13 protein-coding genes and 1 pseudogene are annotated in these 17,212 nt (G+C 65.4%); 5 read left to right on the plus strand and 9 right to left on the minus strand.

Annotated features, from left to right (window positions below; all coding sequences use genetic code 11):
• Positions 1-131 precede the first annotated feature (131 nt).
• Positions 132-2,594, minus strand: a complete 2,463-nt coding sequence (locus ACFX4F_RS01895) for a prolyl oligopeptidase family serine peptidase (protein ID WP_380651656.1) — start codon at positions 2,592-2,594, stop codon at positions 132-134.
• A 155-nt stretch (positions 2,595-2,749) separates the two neighbouring features.
• A complete protein-coding gene (locus ACFX4F_RS01900; protein WP_025876944.1) occupies positions 2,750-3,085 on the minus strand; it encodes a hypothetical protein in 336 nt (111 codons plus the stop codon).
• A gap of 728 nt (positions 3,086-3,813) precedes the next feature.
• On the opposite strand from ACFX4F_RS01900, the gene ACFX4F_RS01905 reads away from it, so the two are divergent.
• The 4 genes from ACFX4F_RS01905 (at position 3,814) to ACFX4F_RS01920 (ending at position 6,978) form a co-directional block, all read left to right on the plus strand.
• Entirely contained in the window at positions 3,814-4,320 is a 507-nt protein-coding gene (locus ACFX4F_RS01905; protein WP_380651659.1) for a hypothetical protein, read from the plus strand.
• A gap of 13 nt (positions 4,321-4,333) precedes the next feature.
• Positions 4,334-5,767, plus strand: a complete 1,434-nt coding sequence (locus ACFX4F_RS01910; RefSeq protein ID WP_380651662.1) for an XVIPCD domain-containing protein — start codon at positions 4,334-4,336, stop codon at positions 5,765-5,767.
• A 64-nt stretch (positions 5,768-5,831) separates the two neighbouring features.
• Positions 5,832-6,608 (plus strand): HipA family kinase, encoded by a 777-nt coding sequence (locus ACFX4F_RS01915; RefSeq protein ID WP_251475461.1) that lies wholly within the window; start codon positions 5,832-5,834, stop codon positions 6,606-6,608.
• A complete protein-coding gene (locus ACFX4F_RS01920; RefSeq protein WP_380651666.1) occupies positions 6,586-6,978 on the plus strand; it encodes a DUF3037 domain-containing protein in 393 nt (130 codons plus the stop codon). The genes ACFX4F_RS01915 and ACFX4F_RS01920 overlap by 23 nt, the downstream gene beginning before the upstream one ends.
• Before the next feature lie 4 nt (positions 6,979-6,982).
• On the opposite strand, the gene ACFX4F_RS01925 is transcribed toward ACFX4F_RS01920, so the two are convergent.
• From ACFX4F_RS01925 to ACFX4F_RS01935, 3 genes are all read right to left on the minus strand, one after another.
• The gene (locus tag ACFX4F_RS01925) at positions 6,983-7,366 is read right to left on the minus strand and encodes an energy transducer TonB (protein WP_380651669.1); all 384 of its coding nucleotides are present in this window, start codon (positions 7,364-7,366) and stop codon (positions 6,983-6,985) included.
• A gap of 47 nt (positions 7,367-7,413) precedes the next feature.
• Entirely contained in the window at positions 7,414-7,878 is a 465-nt protein-coding gene (locus ACFX4F_RS01930) for a DUF4952 domain-containing protein (protein WP_380651672.1), read from the minus strand.
• Positions 7,879-7,960: 82 nt separating this feature from the next.
• Complete coding sequence (locus ACFX4F_RS01935) at positions 7,961-8,869, minus strand: LysR family transcriptional regulator (RefSeq protein WP_380651675.1); 909 nt, start codon at positions 8,867-8,869, stop codon at positions 7,961-7,963.
• 122 nt (positions 8,870-8,991) lie between these two features.
• On the opposite strand from ACFX4F_RS01935, the gene ACFX4F_RS01940 reads away from it, so the two are divergent.
• Positions 8,992-9,981, plus strand: coding sequence for a zinc-dependent alcohol dehydrogenase family protein (locus ACFX4F_RS01940; protein WP_380651678.1), 990 nt, complete (start codon positions 8,992-8,994; stop codon positions 9,979-9,981).
• Between the two features lie 74 nt (positions 9,982-10,055).
• Here the strand turns inward: ACFX4F_RS01940 and ACFX4F_RS01945 are convergent.
• From ACFX4F_RS01945 to ACFX4F_RS01960, 4 genes and pseudogenes are all read right to left on the minus strand, one after another.
• Positions 10,056-11,561, minus strand: a pseudogene (locus tag ACFX4F_RS01945) (serine hydrolase domain-containing protein).
• A 12-nt stretch (positions 11,562-11,573) separates the two neighbouring features.
• A complete protein-coding gene (locus ACFX4F_RS01950; RefSeq protein WP_380651681.1) occupies positions 11,574-14,105 on the minus strand; it encodes a membrane-bound PQQ-dependent dehydrogenase, glucose/quinate/shikimate family in 2,532 nt (843 codons plus the stop codon).
• 130 nt (positions 14,106-14,235) lie between these two features.
• A complete protein-coding gene (gene gyrA / locus ACFX4F_RS01955; RefSeq protein WP_099820756.1) occupies positions 14,236-16,950 on the minus strand; it encodes a DNA gyrase subunit A in 2,715 nt (904 codons plus the stop codon).
• A gap of 71 nt (positions 16,951-17,021) precedes the next feature.
• Positions 17,022-17,212: hypothetical protein (locus tag ACFX4F_RS01960; RefSeq protein WP_380651685.1), on the minus strand; the 191-nt coding region annotated here is incomplete at its 5' end.

Here is a 17,212-nt window from a genome sequence, read left to right on the forward strand (position 1 = left end):
GAAGCGCAGCGTACCGCAGCTTTGTGGCCGCTCCATGCCTGCATCACAGATGGTTACGCAACACCCACAGGGGGATACCTGGAGACGACGGCTGAAACAGAAAGGCCGCCCCGGAGGGCGGCCTTGCCGGATTACTTCGCGTTCTTCACGTAAGTGTCGAACCAGTTGAGCATTTCATAGACCAGCTGTTCGTTCGACTCCAGTGCGGTGTACCAATGCGGCTCGTTCGGCAGCATCACCAGCCTGGTGGTACCACCATTGCCACGGATCGCCTGGTACAGCTTGCGCGACTGGAACGGCTCGGTGCCCGGGTTGGCATCGTCCTCGCCATGGACCAGCAGCAGCGGCAGCTTGATCTTGTCGGCGTAGAAGAACGGCGAGGCCTTCAGGTACACATCCTGCGCCTGCCACACCGAGCGGCGCTCGTTCTGGAAGCCGAACGGGGTAAAGGTCTTGTTGTACGAACCACTGGTCGCCACGCCGGCCTTGAACAGGTTGGTGTGGGCGATCAGGTTGGCAGTCATCAGGCCACCATGGCTGTGGCCGGTCACGCCGATGCGGTTGCGATCGACCACGCCCAGTTCCACGGCCTTGTCCACCGCCGCCTTGGCGTCGGCTTCCAGCTGTTCCAGATAGGTGTCGTAAGCGTTCTTCGGGTCACCCACGATCGGGAACGAGGCGTTGTCGATGATCGCGTAGCCGGCCAGCAGCATCAGGCGGTACGGCTGCAGACGGGTGAAGGTCTGCTGCGAACCGGACACCTGGCCGGCCTGTGCGGCATTGGCGAAGTCGGCCGGGTACGCGTACAGGATCGCCGGTACGCGCTGGCCTTCCTTGTAGCCCGGCGGCGTGTACAGGGTGAACGACAGGTCCACGCCATCGGCGCGCTTGTAGGTCACCAGGCGTTTCTGGATCTGCCGCACTTCCGGGGTCGGGTCGACCAGCTTGGTCAACGCGGTGGGCCTGGACTCGAACTGCGCTTCGCCGGCCTTGGCATCGGCGATGCGCTCACCGAGCAGACGCACGAACGCGTTCGGCGGGTCCATCACCGACTGGTGCCAGGTGACCAGATGGCCCGGCGTGGCACTGAAACCGATGACCTGCTCATAGGCATCCGCATCGCTGCGGAACAGGCGTTCGCTCTTCAGCGTCCCCAGGTTGAGCGCGTCCAGGAACGGACGGTCGCCCTGCGGCGACGCACCCTGCCCGCGCAGGAACACGGTGTTGCCCTCCTGGCGCACCACCGGCGCACCGCTGGGCAGGCGCTTGAACACCAGGTTGCCCGGGTTGCCATACAGCTCATCGCTGGACATGTCCCACAGCAGTCGCCCTTCCTTCTTCGGCTGGTCCACATCGACGATGCGGGTCTGCATCCAGTGACGGTTCTCGTCGTTCTCGAACTGGAACGACACAGCCGGGTCGGCCGACCACGCAAAGCCCTCGAAACGCTGCGCGGTGCGGGCGATTTCCACCGGCTTGCCGGTGAACGGCGCCTTCAGCATCAGCACGCGATCACGATGCGGCACGCTCACCTTCCAGTCCCCCTTGTCCAGCGCTTCGGCATAGACCAGGGTAGCCGGGTCGGTGGAGCGCCAGTCGTAACCGCGCGGGCCTTCCGGCACGCCGTGTACCGGCACGCGATCGGCCAGCGGCAGGCTGGCCAGCACCGTGTTGCGGCCATTGCCGAGGTCCAGCACGGCCACATCGTTGGCGAAGCGCTGGTAGGTCACCGCATGCGAGAACGGCGCCTTCAGGGTTTCGGTCAGCACATGCACGCCATCGGGTGCGGCGTTGACGTCGTTGTACAGCGCCGGCTGGCCAACCGGGCGCACGCTGCCGGCAGCGGCATCGACCACCGCCAGCTGCGAGGCACCGTAATAGGCGAACAGCTTTTCATCGTGCACGCTGGTCAGCGTGTCGCGCGCTTCATAGGTGCTGCTTTCGCCACTGCTGCCCAGCGATTCCTGCGCGTCCGGACCGGTGGGCGTGCCGCCGTTGGAAGGCGCCGGCCCCTGGTTGGCAGGTACCAGCTTCACCAGCAGGCTCTGGCTGCCACCCAGCCACTGCACGGTGCTGCCGAAAATGGGGTTCAGCTGCACGTTCGGCACCTGCTTCACCTGGCCGGTGGCGGCGTCGCCCACCCACAGCTGCACGCTGGTATCGACCGCATTCTGGAAGGCGAAACGGCTGCCATCGGCCGACCACTGCGCGGCCCCTGCGCAGCCCTGCGGCAGGTTGACCTTGGTGCTCTTGCCGCTGGCAATCTCGACCAGAGTGAAGTCGGCCACACAGGCCGGAATGCCATAGCCGCCGGGGGTGTCGTGGCGGCTGCGGTTCTTCGGTTCCAGGCGCACGCCGGCCAGCTTCAGGTACGGCTGCGCCACGCGGGTGATGGACGGATAGGTCTGCGCGGTGGTCAGCAGCAGCCGCTGCCCGCTGGGGTCGATGTTCGGTGCTGGCGGCGGCGGGGCCTTGAGTACCTTGAGCAGATGTTCCGGCGGCTTGGCGTAGTCGGCGAAGGCCGGGCCGGCGGCCAGCAGGCCGAGCGTGGCAACGGCAACGGCCGCCGCCAGAGAGGTACGACGGATGAGCATCCTTTTCCCCTGGGAGTGAGTTGGGTACCCGCACTGCGGGCATGGGCCGAATCTAACACCCCCGGCCCACCGGGAAATGGGCCGGAATGGCTAGTCGCCCCATCCTGCAAAGCGTGGCCCTGCATGGCCCGGCCCCTTCCCTGGATACCCCTCGGCTACTGCCGTGCGTGCAGCTCCCAGGTGGACAGATAATCGGGATCGATCACCGTCACCCCGCTGGACCGCAACTGGTACTCGCCCGGCGCGGCCGGCAGGTACTGGTCCAGCATCGGCGGCAGGTAGCGCTCATGCCCATCATCGCCATCGGCCAGCACCAGTCCCTCTTCGGCACTGACCCGCAGCACGGTACCGGCAAACTGCTCCAGCCCCTGCACCTGGCCATCGCCGCCAAAACGGGTAACGCCCACCAATACCAGCTTGCCAATCATCTGCGCGGCCTTGGCATCATCCAGATCCAGGGGCGGCAGGGCTCCTCTCGATTCGTTGCTCATCGTGCACCTCGGAAGCCTGCGTGGACATCGTGGACGAGATGCGCGCCCAGTGCTGCGAACGAAGCAGCGTCGTGGGGCGACTCGCATGCATGTAGTGGCTCTGCGCACTGCGGGATGCAGAGCCAACCATCGGCGCTCAACTCACGGAAGAATTCTGTCTGACGCTGCATGAACCGCAGCAGCGGTTTCAGCATGTTCGCCGACACCAGCGCGTTTGGCCTGGGAAACAGGCCGGTCGCTGATGCGGTAGGGGTACGCGTGAACAGGACAGTGCATCGCGGGCCTCCTTGCCGGGGGAGTGGCCTCGCAGGACCACCTTCAACGCTGCGCAATGTGCGGAAAACGAGCTGGTGCGTTTCGGTCACGGGAAAGCGGCAGGGATGCCTGCTACGCAAGGCTACGACTGCGCTTGATCGTCTACACGGTTGGATGCTGCCACCGCTCACGGAATGGCGAAGTGAAGAAAATCCCATGACATCCGGGCCGGGCAACTCCGCTTGCAGCAAACATCCGAGCCCGAAGCGCCCGGCCCCCGATTCCAGCAATCGTCAATTACATTTAACCTGTGATTCACCTGGCCCACTTTACGGTCAGCGCTCAACATGCAGGGAACGCTTATGTTTGGGTACGCATTCACACGGCCGTGGGCAATCGCCCTATGTTCGGCCTCGCTCTGCGCCTGCACACACGCGACTGATCATTCGTCGACTTCTCAAGGACCCGTTACCATGGCATCGACCGCCTCCGACGCAGCAACGCCTTCTGCGCTCAGCGCAGACCAACTGCTGTTGCGCCTGCTGGATCTGATCAAGGACACCACCTCCACCCGTGAACTGACCCTTGAACGGGTATCGCAGGCCATGCGGGCGCCCGCGCAGCGTTTCGGCCCGGGGCATTTCGGCTATGGCGGCACGCTGACGCCGGAATGGAGCTACGGCCTCGAGGTCCAGAAGGCTGGCGCCGCCGATGCGCGTCTCGATCTCAATTTCATCGACACCACCGCCGACCGCAAAGCCAACGCAACGGCGATCTGCCAGGTCGACTTCGACCAGTTCGCCTCGGGTCTGCAGGCCGCGGGCTTCAAGCGCGACACCATCCGCGGCGAGCACGGCCGGGTCATCCATGACCGTTTCGATCGCCCGGATCTGACCATCAAGGTCGGCACGATGGCTGAGGATGCAACCCCGTCTGGCAAGCCGGCGCATGCCTGCGTCCGCCTTGTGACCGTGCAGTAAGGAGCACCGCACCATGCCTACGCTTTCAGCGGATACGGAACGCCTGCTGACCGAATTTGCAGGAAAACCCGATGTAACGGCCGATCAGGTCGACAACCTTCGCAAGGCCATTGCCAATTCTCCGGCGCTGGCAACCCAGGTCGACTTGGCCATCACCGCCGGTCATCTGCAGCGCTTCGAGCTGTTGCCCGCCGACAGCAATGTGGGCGGCGAGTACGTCAGCGGCGCAAAGGCCATCCGCCTGCCGGCATCCAGTCTGTCCACGCTGGCAGCCCCGGACAAGCACGATGCTGCAGAGCTGACGTTCGTCCTGGGCCATGAGATCCAGCATGGGCTCAATGATGCAGCGACCGAACGGGCCTACGAGCAGTTTGAATCCGATATTGCAGACATTGCCGCGCGCGATTCGACCCACGACTACACCCAGGCCATCGGCACCCTGCTCGCAGCCAACCGGCGCGACGAGGCATCGGCGAACATCGAGGGCTGGAATGCACTGGTCGGCATGGTCAAGACCGCCAACCCGGACGCCACCCTGGAGGATGTATACAACGCAAGTACCCGTGCAAACGAGTTCGTGCGCGTGCAGCCCGGGCCGCCGATGACCTACGCCGCGCATCCGGACCTGACGCTCAACGCAGACCTGAGCATGACCGCCACCGCTGCCAATATCGAGGGCATGGGCAAGCACTACTACGACGAAGGCGTGTCGTCCGGGCTGGGGCCCAATGGCAATTCTGACTACCAGAATTTCTACGCAGCCTCTGCCATCAGCCGCGCCTGCGAGGAAGAGGCCAGGAATCCGGCGCCCGATGGCATCAGCAGGATGTCGGTGAACATGGCACAGCTGGGCCTGCAGGAAAGCCTGCTGGAACAAAACGGCCTGTATCTGGGCGAGGGCACGCCGCCACGACAGCCCTACTTCGATACCAGCACTTCGCCGTCCACGCTGCATTATTTCGACCACACCGAGGGTACCTACGCCCACGTGCCCATCACCGCGCAGGCAACCGCCACTCCCTCGGTCGAGGCCCACGCTGCGTCGCTGGCGGGCGGCAACGACCGTGCCCTGCACGACCAGATCCGCGGCAAGGTGGCAGAGCTGGATGCCGCCAACGGCCGCAGCTTCGACGCCTCCAGTGAACGCCTGAGCGCAAGCCTGCTGGTGCTGGCCCGCGAGAACGGCCTGGACCGCGTGGATCATGTGGTGCTCAGCCGCCAGGCGGGAGATGTCGCCGCGGCACAGAACGTGTTCGTGGTGAAGGGCGCGCTGGATGATCCTGCGTCACTGCGCGCATCGGCAGCTACCGCTGAAGCCGCGCAGCGGCCGGTGCAGGAAAGCCTGGACAGCCTCGCCCTCGTCAACCAGCGTCAGGCCGACCACGCCTCGCAGGAACAGACGCGCCAGCAGGTGCAGGAGCAGCAGCGCAGCGCGCTGTCGCATTGAGGACACGGGCGGCGCCGGGCATCGCCCGGCGCAACCCACGCGTGGGCCACGCTAGAATGCGCACATGCGTACCGTCCATGCCCTCCGCTACATCACCCCCTTGCGGGAAGGTGGCTCATTGCCCGCCGTGGTCGAGACCGACGACGACGGTATGGCGGTGCTCAAGTTCCGTGGTGCCGGCCAAGGGCCGAAGGCGCTGATTGCCGAGTTGATCGCGGGCGAGATGGCACGCGCGGTGGGCCTGCCGATTCCGGAGATCCTGTTCGTGGAGCTGGACAGCGAGTTCGCCCGCACCGAGCCTGACCCGGAGATCCAGGACCTGATCCGCGCCAGCGAAGGCCTGAACCTGGGCCTGGATTACCTGCCCGGCGCGATCAACTACGACCCGGCGGCGATGCCGGTGGACGCCGAGCTGGCCTCGCGCATCGTCTGGTTCGATGCGTTCACCAGCAACGTCGACCGCACCACGCGCAATCCGAATCTGATGGTCTGGCACCGCAAGCTGTATCTGATCGACCACGGTGCGGCGATGTACTTCCATCACGACTGGGCCAACGCCGGCGATGCCTGCGAGAAGCCCTTCGTGCTGATCCGCGACCACGTGCTGCTGTCGTTCGCCAGCCGTATCGCCGAGGTGGATGCCGAACTGGCCGCGCGCCTGCCGGATGCGGAAATCGAGCGCATCGTCGGCCTGGTGCCGGACAGCTGGCTGGTCGATGAGCCAGCCTTCGACAGCCCCCAGGCTTACCGGCAGGGCTACATCAACTACCTGAAGCATCGCCTGAAGGTGCGTGCGGTGTTCGTGCAGGAGGCCATCCGTGCCCACGCTGCACACGTATGACTATGCCGTCATCCGCGTGGTACCGCGGGTGGAACGCGAGGAGTTCATCAACGTCGGGGTGATCGTGTCCTGCCCCGGCGCACGTCACCTGGAAGCGGCGATCGAGCTCGATGCCGCACGCCTGCACGCCTTCGCGCCGACGCTGGATATTGAAGCGCTGCAGCCGTGGCTGGATGCCATCGTGGCGATCTGCCGGGGCGATGCGGGCGCCGGTCCGATCGCGCAGCTGCCCGCGCGCGCGCGCTTCCATTTCCTGACCGCCAAGCGCAGCTCGGTGGTGCAGATGTCCAGCACACATGTGGGCCGCACGGCGGACCCGGCGGGCGTGGTCGAACACCTGATGGCGAAGATGGTGCGGGTGCCGACCTAGCGCGCTACTTGCCGCCGCCCCAGCGTGCGGTCATTTCGCTGCGGATCGGCGTGCGTTCGGTGTTGCTGTCCGTGGCGGTGAAGCGCATCGCCTTGACCGCGTTCAACGCCCAGCCGCTGAAGGCCGTCGACGGCTTGGCATCCACCACCTTTACGTCATACGTGCGGCCGCGCTTGTTGACCGAATAGGCCACGGTCACTTCCTCTGCAAACTGCACACGCCCGGGATCGGCATTCAGTCGTGGGCGGAAGGTGCCTTCCACCGGCTTCCAGTATGTCAGCGCGTCGGCCTGCTGCAGCTGCAGCGGCTCGGGAGACGCGGCGATGGCCATCGGACTCATCGCCAGGGTGAGCGCGAGGGCAGCAGCGCGGAGCAGCATGGGAGGCATGGTTGTCATTCCTTGTACGCCAGTGGTAGGTGCTCAAGCGTACGCCATCACGGGCTTTTCCGGTTCACCGCAACGGTCACCGCGAAGTAGGGAATCGCGCTCCACTGCCCGCGCGGATGATGCAGCGATTCCACGCCCATGCCGATCTGGTAATTCACGCTGCCCGGCTGCTGGCGCCAGAAATAGGGCGCGCCATTGCTCCAGCCACAACAGACGTACGTCAATGGCGGCATGCCGAAGGCCTGCTGCAGATAGGCTTCAACACCCGCCGCCGACGCGCCGCTGACGCGATACCGCGCTTCCATCGGCTGGAGGTAGGAAGCGTCGTCCTGGGTGCAACCGACGTATTCCAGATCGGCGGGTTTTCGGCCCATCGCCTGCAGGAAATCCTGGCAGACGGTGTCGGGCCGGGCCAGGCCTTCGGCGCGGCCGTGCAACTCCCACTCCGCGATCGCAGCGGCGGGCGTCTGTGCGCCGGCAGTGCCGACGCTGCCGATCAGCAAAAGATGCAACAGGGTGATGGCAGATCCTCTGCAGGCGTGGCAAGACGCCATCGTAAACGAGCGACGCCACCACCCGCTGCGCACGCTTCGATCAACGCTCACGCGCCATGCTCTGTTCGGTGAAGCGCGCCACGCAGAAATCCAGAAAGCTGCGCAGCTTCGGCGTCACCTGGCGATGGCGGGGATACAGCAGGTTGATCGAGGTGGACACCGGCACGAATCGAGGCAGCACCTCCACCAGGTCGCCGCTGGCCAGAGCGGCGGACATCATCTCGAATGGCTGCAGGATCAGTCCCAGCCCACCGACCGCAGCGGTCAGCAGCGGCTCGGCCTGGTTGACCATGAAGCGACTGGAGACCGGCACGGTCAACACGCCGCCCTGCGGGTCATGGAAGCTCCACCGCGTACGGATCACCGAGTGGGCGAAGCCCAGGCATTTGTGCCGGCTCAGGTCCTGCGGGTGGACGATCGGTGGCCGTGCGGCCAGATAGCCGGGGGCAGCGCACAGGGCCAGCGGGTACGGCCCCAGACGGCGCGCGACCAGGCCGCTGTCGGCGAGATCACCGGTGCGGAACACCAGGTCGTAGCCGTCTTCAACCACGTTGACCAGGCTGTTGGACAGGTTCAGATCCACCTGCACGTCGGGATACTGCTGCATGTAGGCCACCACCGCAGGCCCCAGCGCATGCACGCCGAAGGTGACCGGCGCACTGATCCGCAGCCGGCCCATCGGTCGCCCGCGCGCGATCTCGGCCAGCTGCTCGGCACTCTCCACTTCCTCCAGGATGACCCGGGCGCGGGCCAGGTACGCCTGCCCGAAGTCGGTCAGGCTCTGCTTGCGCGTGGTGCGGTTGAGCAGGCGCACGCCCAGATGCTGCTCCAGCGTCTGCACATGCTTGCCGACCAGTTGCGGCGACAGGTCCAGTGCCTCGGCAGCGGCGGCGAACGAGCCAACCTCGGCCACCTTGGCGAAGCTGCGCAGGGGTACGATCAGGTCCATTGCAAACTATTGTTTTCCAATGAAACGCCAGATTACCCCTTCTATCGTTCGCCGGCCACGCGCACAGTAGCGCTCTGTTCCCCCCTGCCCGGCCAGCGGCCGGCGTTCCCTTTGGAGACCCCATGACCCAGGTTGTCCGCATCCACGCCTATGGCGACGCCGATGTGCTGCGCGTTGACGATATCGACGTACCCGCTCCTGCCGCCGATGAGATCCAGATCCGGGTCAAGGCCATCGGCCTGAACCGCGCCGAGGTGATGTTCCGCAACGGTGCCTATCTGCAGCAGGCGGAGTTCCCGAGCCGCTTGGGCTATGAAGCGGCGGGTCTGGTTGAGGCCGTAGGCAGCGCGGCGACCGGCTTCGCTGCCGGCGATGCTGTCAGCGTCGTGCCGCCGCTGGATATCGCCCGCTGGGGCACCTATGGCGAGCTGGCCAACGTGCCGGCGCGACTGGTGGTGAAGCATCCGCCGTCGCTGGGCTTCGAGCAGGCCGCTGCGGTGTGGATGCAGTACGTCACCGCCTGGGGCGCGTTGCTGGAGCAGGCCAAGCTGGGTGCCGGCGATTTCGTCATCATCACTGCAGCGTCAAGCAGCGTTGGCCTGGCTGCCATCCAGATCGCCAACGCGGTGGGCGCAACGCCGATCGCGGTAACCCGTGGCCCGGGCAAGCGCCAGGCGCTGCTCGATGCCGGTGCTGCCCATGTCATCGCCACCCAGGAGCAGGACCTGGTGGCCGAAGTCGCCCGCATCACCGCAGGTGCTGGCGCACGCGTGGTGTTCGATCCCATCGGCGGCCCGCAGTTCGTGCCGCTCACAGAGGCGATGGCACGCGGCGGCATCCTGCTGGAGTATGGTGCGCTGAGCAGCGAGCCGACGCCGTTCCCGCTGTTCAACGTATTGGGCAAGTCGCTGACGCTGAAGGGCTACCTGTACTCGGAAATCGTGTCCGACGATGCGGCGCTGGCGCGTGCGAAGGCGTTCATCGTCGATGGCCTGGACAAGGGCGTGCTGGCGCCGCTGATCGCCAAGGTGTTTACGTTCGCACAGATCCAGGACGCGCACCGTTACCTGGAATCGAACGAGCAGATCGGCAAGGTGGTAGTTACGGTTTAACCGGTTGCGCGATACCCCTGTGGCGTTGGGAATGTACCCGCAGGGGTCGTCAATGCTGTTGCCAGCGCCGTGTGCTACAGAGGCACGCGGCGGGCGATGTAGTTGATCACATTGCCCACGGCATCCGGATCGACGTTGGCCAGGCCGACCAGTACGTATCCCTGCTCAGGCATCACCACAATGGCGCTGTTCGAACCGGGCGCCCCGCCCTCGTGGCCGAACTGGCGCTGCCTTCCCTCGCCCTGAACCATGAACCCGTAGCCATACCAGCCCTTGTGGTTCTGTGGACGGGTGGCCTGCTGCAACCACACCGGCGAGACCAGCTTGCCGGTACGCAGGGCCTCGGCGAACTTCAACATGTCACCTGCGGTGCTGTAACCGCCGCCGGCGGCAGTCCCTCGCCATGGCAGGGACTTGGTTTCGCTCACCCACAGCCCTTTCACTAGGGTATAGCCGGTTGCACGATGTGGAACGTCCACCGATTCCGGTTCAAAACCGGTTTCCGTCATGTCTGCCGCGCGCAGAACATGCTCGTTGACATAGTCGTAGTACGTCTGCCCGGACACCGCCTCGATGATCCGGCCGAGCACGACGAAACCATAGTTTGAATACCCATCCTGGCTGCCTGCAGCAAACTGCGGAGCATCCTTGGCGAAGCGCTGCACATAGTCGCTGTGCGTTTTCAGCGACGCCGCCTAGTTCTCGAAATCATCACCGAAGAAATCTCCGAGGCCGCCGGTATGGCTGAGCAGTTGCCGGATCGTGACCGTGCCTGCCACCGTTTTGTTCGGATAGTCCGGCAGACGCTTGCCGATGGTGTCATCCAGGGCCAAGCGACCTGCTTCGGCCAGTTGCAGGATGGCCACTGCGGTGAACATCTTGTTGGACGAAGCAAGGCGGAACTGCGTCTGCGCATCGACGGGCACGTGCTGCTCGCGGTTGGCCAGCCCTCCCTGCCACTGCAGCAGCACCCTGCCATCGTGCGCGACCAGCACGGTGCCAGACAGCGAATCACTTGCCTGCAGGGCGTTGAGCCGGGCGGTACTCTGGGCCAGGAGTACCGGCAGCTCCATGCGCACAGGCTGGAACTGCGGCGGTGTCGGCACGCCTTCCAACTGGAACACCTTCACGTGGCGCGGCGCGGCAGGGTCCATTTCCGCAGTCAACAGCATCGCCCGTTCGCTGTCTTCGCCCAGCACCAGCACTTCGGCCTTCTCAGGCGTGTTTGAGCGTACTTCGAGCACCTTCATCGGCCCATTGGACGCACGGAACTCCAGGTAATCCTGCGGACCGCTGCCGGTCCTCTTTGCGTACCTGTCGGCGAACGCCTGCAACGCCTGGAGACTGTTGGCATTGAAGGCGGACAGCCATTCATCGACGGCGTCCTGTGCGCGTGAGCCGGTTGATTCAACTGGCACTGCAGCCGCACCAGCACTGAATGACACCGCCAACAGCAAGGCGAAGGTAAGTGGGAAGACACAGAAGCGTCGACGACGCACGGACATGGCGGATCCTTCGCAGACAGGGCGTAGCCCCATCCTAGACGACAACCGCGCAGGTCGCTGCACTGCAGCCGGCATCAGATGCCGACGCTATTCCGGCAACGCATACGCCATCACATAATCCCCCGCCGGCGTCTCCATGAAATGGTGCCCGCCGGCCATGATCACCACGTACTGCCGCCCGCCGTGCTCGTACACCATCGGGTTGGCCTGGCCGCCCGCCGGCAGCTTGGTATGCCACAGTTCCTTGCCGGTCTTCAGGTCGATGGCTCGCAGCAGGTCGTCGGTCGCTGCGGCGATGAAGATCAGGCCGCTGGCGGTCACCACCGAACCGCCATTGTTCGGCGTGCCGATTTCGATGGGCAGGCCGGAGCGGATGCCGAACGGGCCGTTGCCGCGTGCGCTGCCGAACGGCCGGTCCCACAGCAGCTTGCCGCTGCGCAGGTCGATCGCACGGATGCCGCCATAGGGTGGCTGCTTGCACAGCAGGCCGGTGAACGGCAGCCGCCAACCGGCATTGACGTCGATGCCATAGGGCGTCCCCACCTGCGGATCCCCTGCCCCTTCGGCCCCGCCCTTGTCAGCACGCATCTGCTCGCGTGGCAGCCAGCCTTTGCGATCAGCCTCGGCACGCGGCACCAGCCGGTTGTAGTTGGGCATGTCGTTGTAGTTGGCCACGATCACGCCGCGCCGCGTATCGATGGCCACGCTGCCCCAGTCCGAACCACCGTTGTAGCCGGGGTATTCGATGGAATGGTGATCGCTGCTCGGCGGCGTGTAGAACCCCTCGTAATGTGCCTTGCGGAACTGGATGCGGCAGACCAGCTGGTCGATGGGGGTGATGCCCCACATGTCGCGCTCGGTCAGCGCATCCTCGCGCCGCAGCGTGTGGTACAGCGAGAACAGCTGGGTGGCGGCACGCTGCTCGGGCTCTACACCGCCCTGCGGCACCTTGCGCTCTTCGGCCGGAGTCAGCAGCTGGCCGTTGCGACGGTCGAGGATGTACATGTCGCCCTGCTTGGTGGGCAGCAGGATTGCCGGCACCTTGCCGGATGCCGTCGGGTAGTCGATCAGGCTGGCCTGCGAACCCAGGTCGTAATCCCAGACGTCCTTGCGCACCGCCTGGAAATGCCAGACCGGCTTGCCGGTGGCTACATCGATGGCGACCAGCGAGGTCGCGTACCTGTTCTGGTTTTCCGTGCGCGAGCCACTCCAGTAGTCGCCCGCGGCATTGCCCATCGGCAGGTACACCAGGCCCAGTGCTTCATCACCGGTCGCGGTGGTCCACATGTTCGGTGTGCCACGCGTATAGGTCTGCTCACGCGGTGGCAAACCGCTGCGCTCGGGCTGGTCCATGTCCCACGCCCAGCGCAGCTTGCCGCTGATCGCATCGTAGGCCTGGATGACGCCGGAAGGCGCGTCGCGGCGCTGGCCGTCCAGTACCTGGTGGCCGGTGACGATGACACCGCGGACGATCGCGGGCGGCGATGTGATCGAGACGTAACCCGGTGGCACCTCGCCCATGCCCAGGGTGATGTCGACCTGGCCGTTGTTGCCGAAATTCGCACAGGGGTGACCGCTGTCGGCGTCCACCGCGATCAGGCGGCCGTCCAGGGTGCCTTCGATGATGCGTGCACTGCACGCTGCGCGGCTGCCGGGCGCCGCGCTCCGGCTGATACGGGTCGGCGGCGGTGCGGGCAGCGCCAGATCGGCGGCCACGTCAGCCAGTGCGGCATCGGCGAGCGTCGGCGCACTGGGCTGTTCGTAATAGGACACGCCACGGCAGGCGGCCGTGTACGGGATCGAGGCATCCTTCACCTTCGGATCGAACCGCCATAGCTCCTTGCCGCTGCCGGCATCGAGGGCGACCAGTTGATTGCGTGCGGTGCACAGGTACACCCGATCACCGATCTTCAGTGGCGTGGTTTCCGCACCCCAGCGCTTCTTGGGCAGGTCGCCGGTGCGGAACTGCCACGCCAGCTGCAGGGTGCCTACATTTTCAGGGGTGATCTGCTGCAGCGGCGAATAGCGGGTGGCAGCATTGCTGCGCCCCCAGGCCGGCCAGTCGCCCTCCGCCGGCTGGTCGGCCGGCTGCAGACCGGTGGTGTCACGGGTCGGATCGAGCCCGGCGCTGACCGCCGGCTCCGGGAACGGCTGGTGCCCGTCAATCAGGCCATGTGGCGCGAACGCGAGGCCGAAGGCGGCCACGAACACCAGCATCAGCACGGCCGCCACGCTGCGCGACAGGCGCCTGGATACCGGCGCCTGCAGGGTCGGCGCCAGCAACGCCAGGATGATGCCGAGCACCGTCACCAGGCCCAGCCGTGGCACCCAGCGCCAGTAATCACTGCCCGACTCCCACCAGGTCCACAGCAGGCTGCCGAGGAAGACCAGTGCATACAGCAGCGCACCGCTACGGCGATTGCCCCACAGCAGGATGCCGCAGACCAGCAGGCCAAGGCCGGCGATGGCGTAGTACCAGGAGCCCCCGAGGCTGGCCAGCCAGCCACCGAGCCCGCCGATGACCAGGCCGAGCACGATCAGCAACAGGGCCAGGACGGTGATGAGCGGGTGGCGGGAGGTGGGCGTGGCGACGGAAGCGGACTGCGGCGTGGCGGACATCGACGATCTCCGGGGGCAGCATGCGCCCTTATGCCACCGTCACCGTGAAGTGCGTGCGTATTTTCGAACGCAGACACGACAACGCCGGCACAAGGCCGGCGTCGTCGGGTACCTCAGCATCGCGCCAGGATCACTCCTGCGCGGCGTCCTCGCTGCTGGCAGCAGCCGGTGCGCCGTCGGTCGCGGCCGGGGTGGCGGCGGCCACCTCGTCCTCGTCCTCATCGATCGAGGCATCCATGCGCTCCACCGCCTGCAGCTTCTCGTCCTTGGACAGGCGGATCAGGGTCACGCCCTGGGTGTTGCGGCCGACGCGGCTGATTTCCGAGCCACGCGTACGCACCAAGGTGCCGCCGTCGGAGATCAGCAGGACTTCATCGTCGGTCCCCATCAGCACCGCGGCAACCAGCTTGCCATTACGCTCGGTGGTCTGGATGCCGATGACGCCCTGCGTGCCACGCCCCTTGCGCGGGTAATCCGGCAGCGGGGTGCGCTTGCCGTAGCCGTTTTCGGTGGCGGTGAGGATGTACCGCAGGTTGGCGTCGTCGGCTCCTTCGATCACCGCGTCGCCGGTGGCGATGGCCTCCTCGACACCGTTGTCGTCCTCGCTCTCATCCTCGACGCCGCCAGCACTCTCGGCCACGATCAGGCTGACCACTTCCTCGCCGGCCGGCATCTTGATGCCACGCACGCCGGTAGCGGTACGACCCATCGAGCGGACCTTGTCTTCACCGAAGCGCACGGTCTTGCCGTTGGAGGCGAACAGCAGGATGTCGCGCTCGCCATCGGTCAGGCCGACGCCGACCAGGGCATCGCCCTCGTCGAGGTTGATCGCGATCTTGCCGCGGGCCAGACGGAAGGCGAACTCGCCCAGCGGGGTCTTCTTGACCGTACCGTTCTTGGTGGCGAAGAACACGAACTGGCCATCGGCGTACTCGCGCACCGGCAACACGGCCTGCACGCGTTCGCCGGGCTCCAGCGGAATCCAGTTGATGATCGGACGACCGCGGGCGTTGGAACCGGCTTCGGGCAGCTGGTACACCGGCAGCCAGAACACCTTGCCCGAACTGGTGAAGGTCAACAGCGTGTCGTGCGTGTTGACCAGCCACAGCTGTTCGATGAAATCCTCTTCCTTGGTCGACGCCGCGCTGCGGCCACGGCCGCCACGGCGCTGCGCGCGGTACACGCTCACCGGTTGGCGCTTCACGTAGCCGGCGTGGGAGACGGTGACCACCACGTCTTCCGGGGCGATCAGGTCGAGGATGTCGAGATCTTCTTCGCTGTGGCGGATCTCGGTACGGCGCTCGTCACCGAACTCGGCACGCACGTTGATCAGCTCTTCGCGGATCACCTGCAGCAGGCGGTCGGGATCTTCCAGGATATGGATCAGCCCGGCGATCACTTCCAGCAGCTGCTTGTATTCCTCGGTCAGGCGGTCCTGCTCCAGCCCGGTCAGGCGGTGCAGGCGCATTTCCAGGATCTGGGTCGCCTGGATCTCGGTCAGCTGGTAGCCGCCTTCGATCAGGCCCACACCCTTGGGCAGGTCATCGGGACGCGAGGCTTCGGCACCGGCGGCGCCGAGCATCGAACCAACCAGACCCGGCTCCCACAGGCGCGCAAGCATGCGCTCGCGTGCCTCGGTGGGGTTCGGCGAGGTCTTGATCAGTTCGATCATCTCGTCGATGTTGGCCAGCGCAACGGTCAGGCCTTCCAGCACGTGGGCACGGGCGCGCGCCTTGCGCAGCTCGAACACGGTGCGGCGGGTGACCACTTCGCGACGGTGGCGGACGAAGGCCTCCAGCATCTGCTTGAGGTTCATCAACTGCGGGCGGCCGTCGACCAGCGCCACCATGTTGATGCCGAACACCGACTCCATCTGGGTCTGCTGGTAGAGGTTGTTGAGCACAACCTCGGCCGACTCGCCGCGCTTGATTTCGATGTAGATGCGCATGCCGTCCTTGTCGGACTCATCGCGCAGCTCGCTGATGCCTTCGATCTTCTTTTCCTTGACCAGCTCGGCGATCTTCTCGATCAGACGCGCCTTGTTCACCTGGTAAGGAATTTCAGTGACGATGATCGATTCGCGGCCGTTGTCGGCCACTTCGACATCGGCCTTGGCACGGATGCGCACGCGGCCACGGCCGGTGCGGTAGCCGGCGATGATGCCGGCGGTGCCGTTGATGATGCCTGCGGTCGGGAAATCCGGGCCCGGGATGAACTCCATCAGGCCGTCGATATCGATTTCCGGATTGTCGATCAGCGCGATGCAGGCATTGATCGATTCGGTGAGGTTGTGCGGCGGAATGTTGGTCGCCATGCCCACCGCGATACCGGCCGAACCATTGACCAGCAGGTTCGGGAACCGGGTCGGCATGACCGTCGGCTCCAGTTCCTTTTCGTCGTAGTTGGGCTGGAAATCGACGGTTTCCTTGTCGATGTCCGCCATCAGCTCATGCGCGAGCCGCGACATGCGCGCCTCGGTGTATCGCATCGCCGCGGCAGAGTCGCCGTCGACCGAACCGAAGTTACCCTGGCCATCGACCAGCATGTAACGCAGCGAGAACGGCTGTGCCAGACGCACCAGCGTGTCGTACACCGACTGATCGCCATGCGGGTGGTACTTACCGATGACGTCACCGACGATACGTGCCGACTTGAAGTAGGGCTTGTTGCTGTGCGCGTTGAGTTCATTCATCGCAAACAGCACACGACGATGCACCGGCTTGAGGCCATCGCGCGCATCTGGCAGCGCGCGCCCCACGATCACGCTCATGGCGTAATCGAGGTAGCTCTTGCGCATCTCGTCTTCCAGGTTGACCTGGATGATTTCCTTGGCGGTTTCTGCCATTCGGGTTCCGTTGTCTGGTAGCGGTCCAGTCCGGCGCATCCACCCGGGGGCGGTCGTGCCGGAACCTCGATTCAACCGCTGGATTCTACCACACGGGGCCGTTTTCCGCCTGCTTTTACGGTGATTTTACCGGCACAAATCAGGAACTTAGGGGGTTCAGCAGCCCCTGTAGAGCCGAGCCCATGCTCGGCTGCGGTGGATTCCCCGGCTGAGCCGAGCATGGGCTCGGCTCTACAGACATGCTCGACCGCGCCCGCGTCAG

Source organism: Stenotrophomonas sp. YIM B13575 (assembly GCF_042787595.1).
Lineage (GTDB): Bacteria > Pseudomonadota > Gammaproteobacteria > Xanthomonadales > Xanthomonadaceae > Stenotrophomonas > Stenotrophomonas lactitubi_B.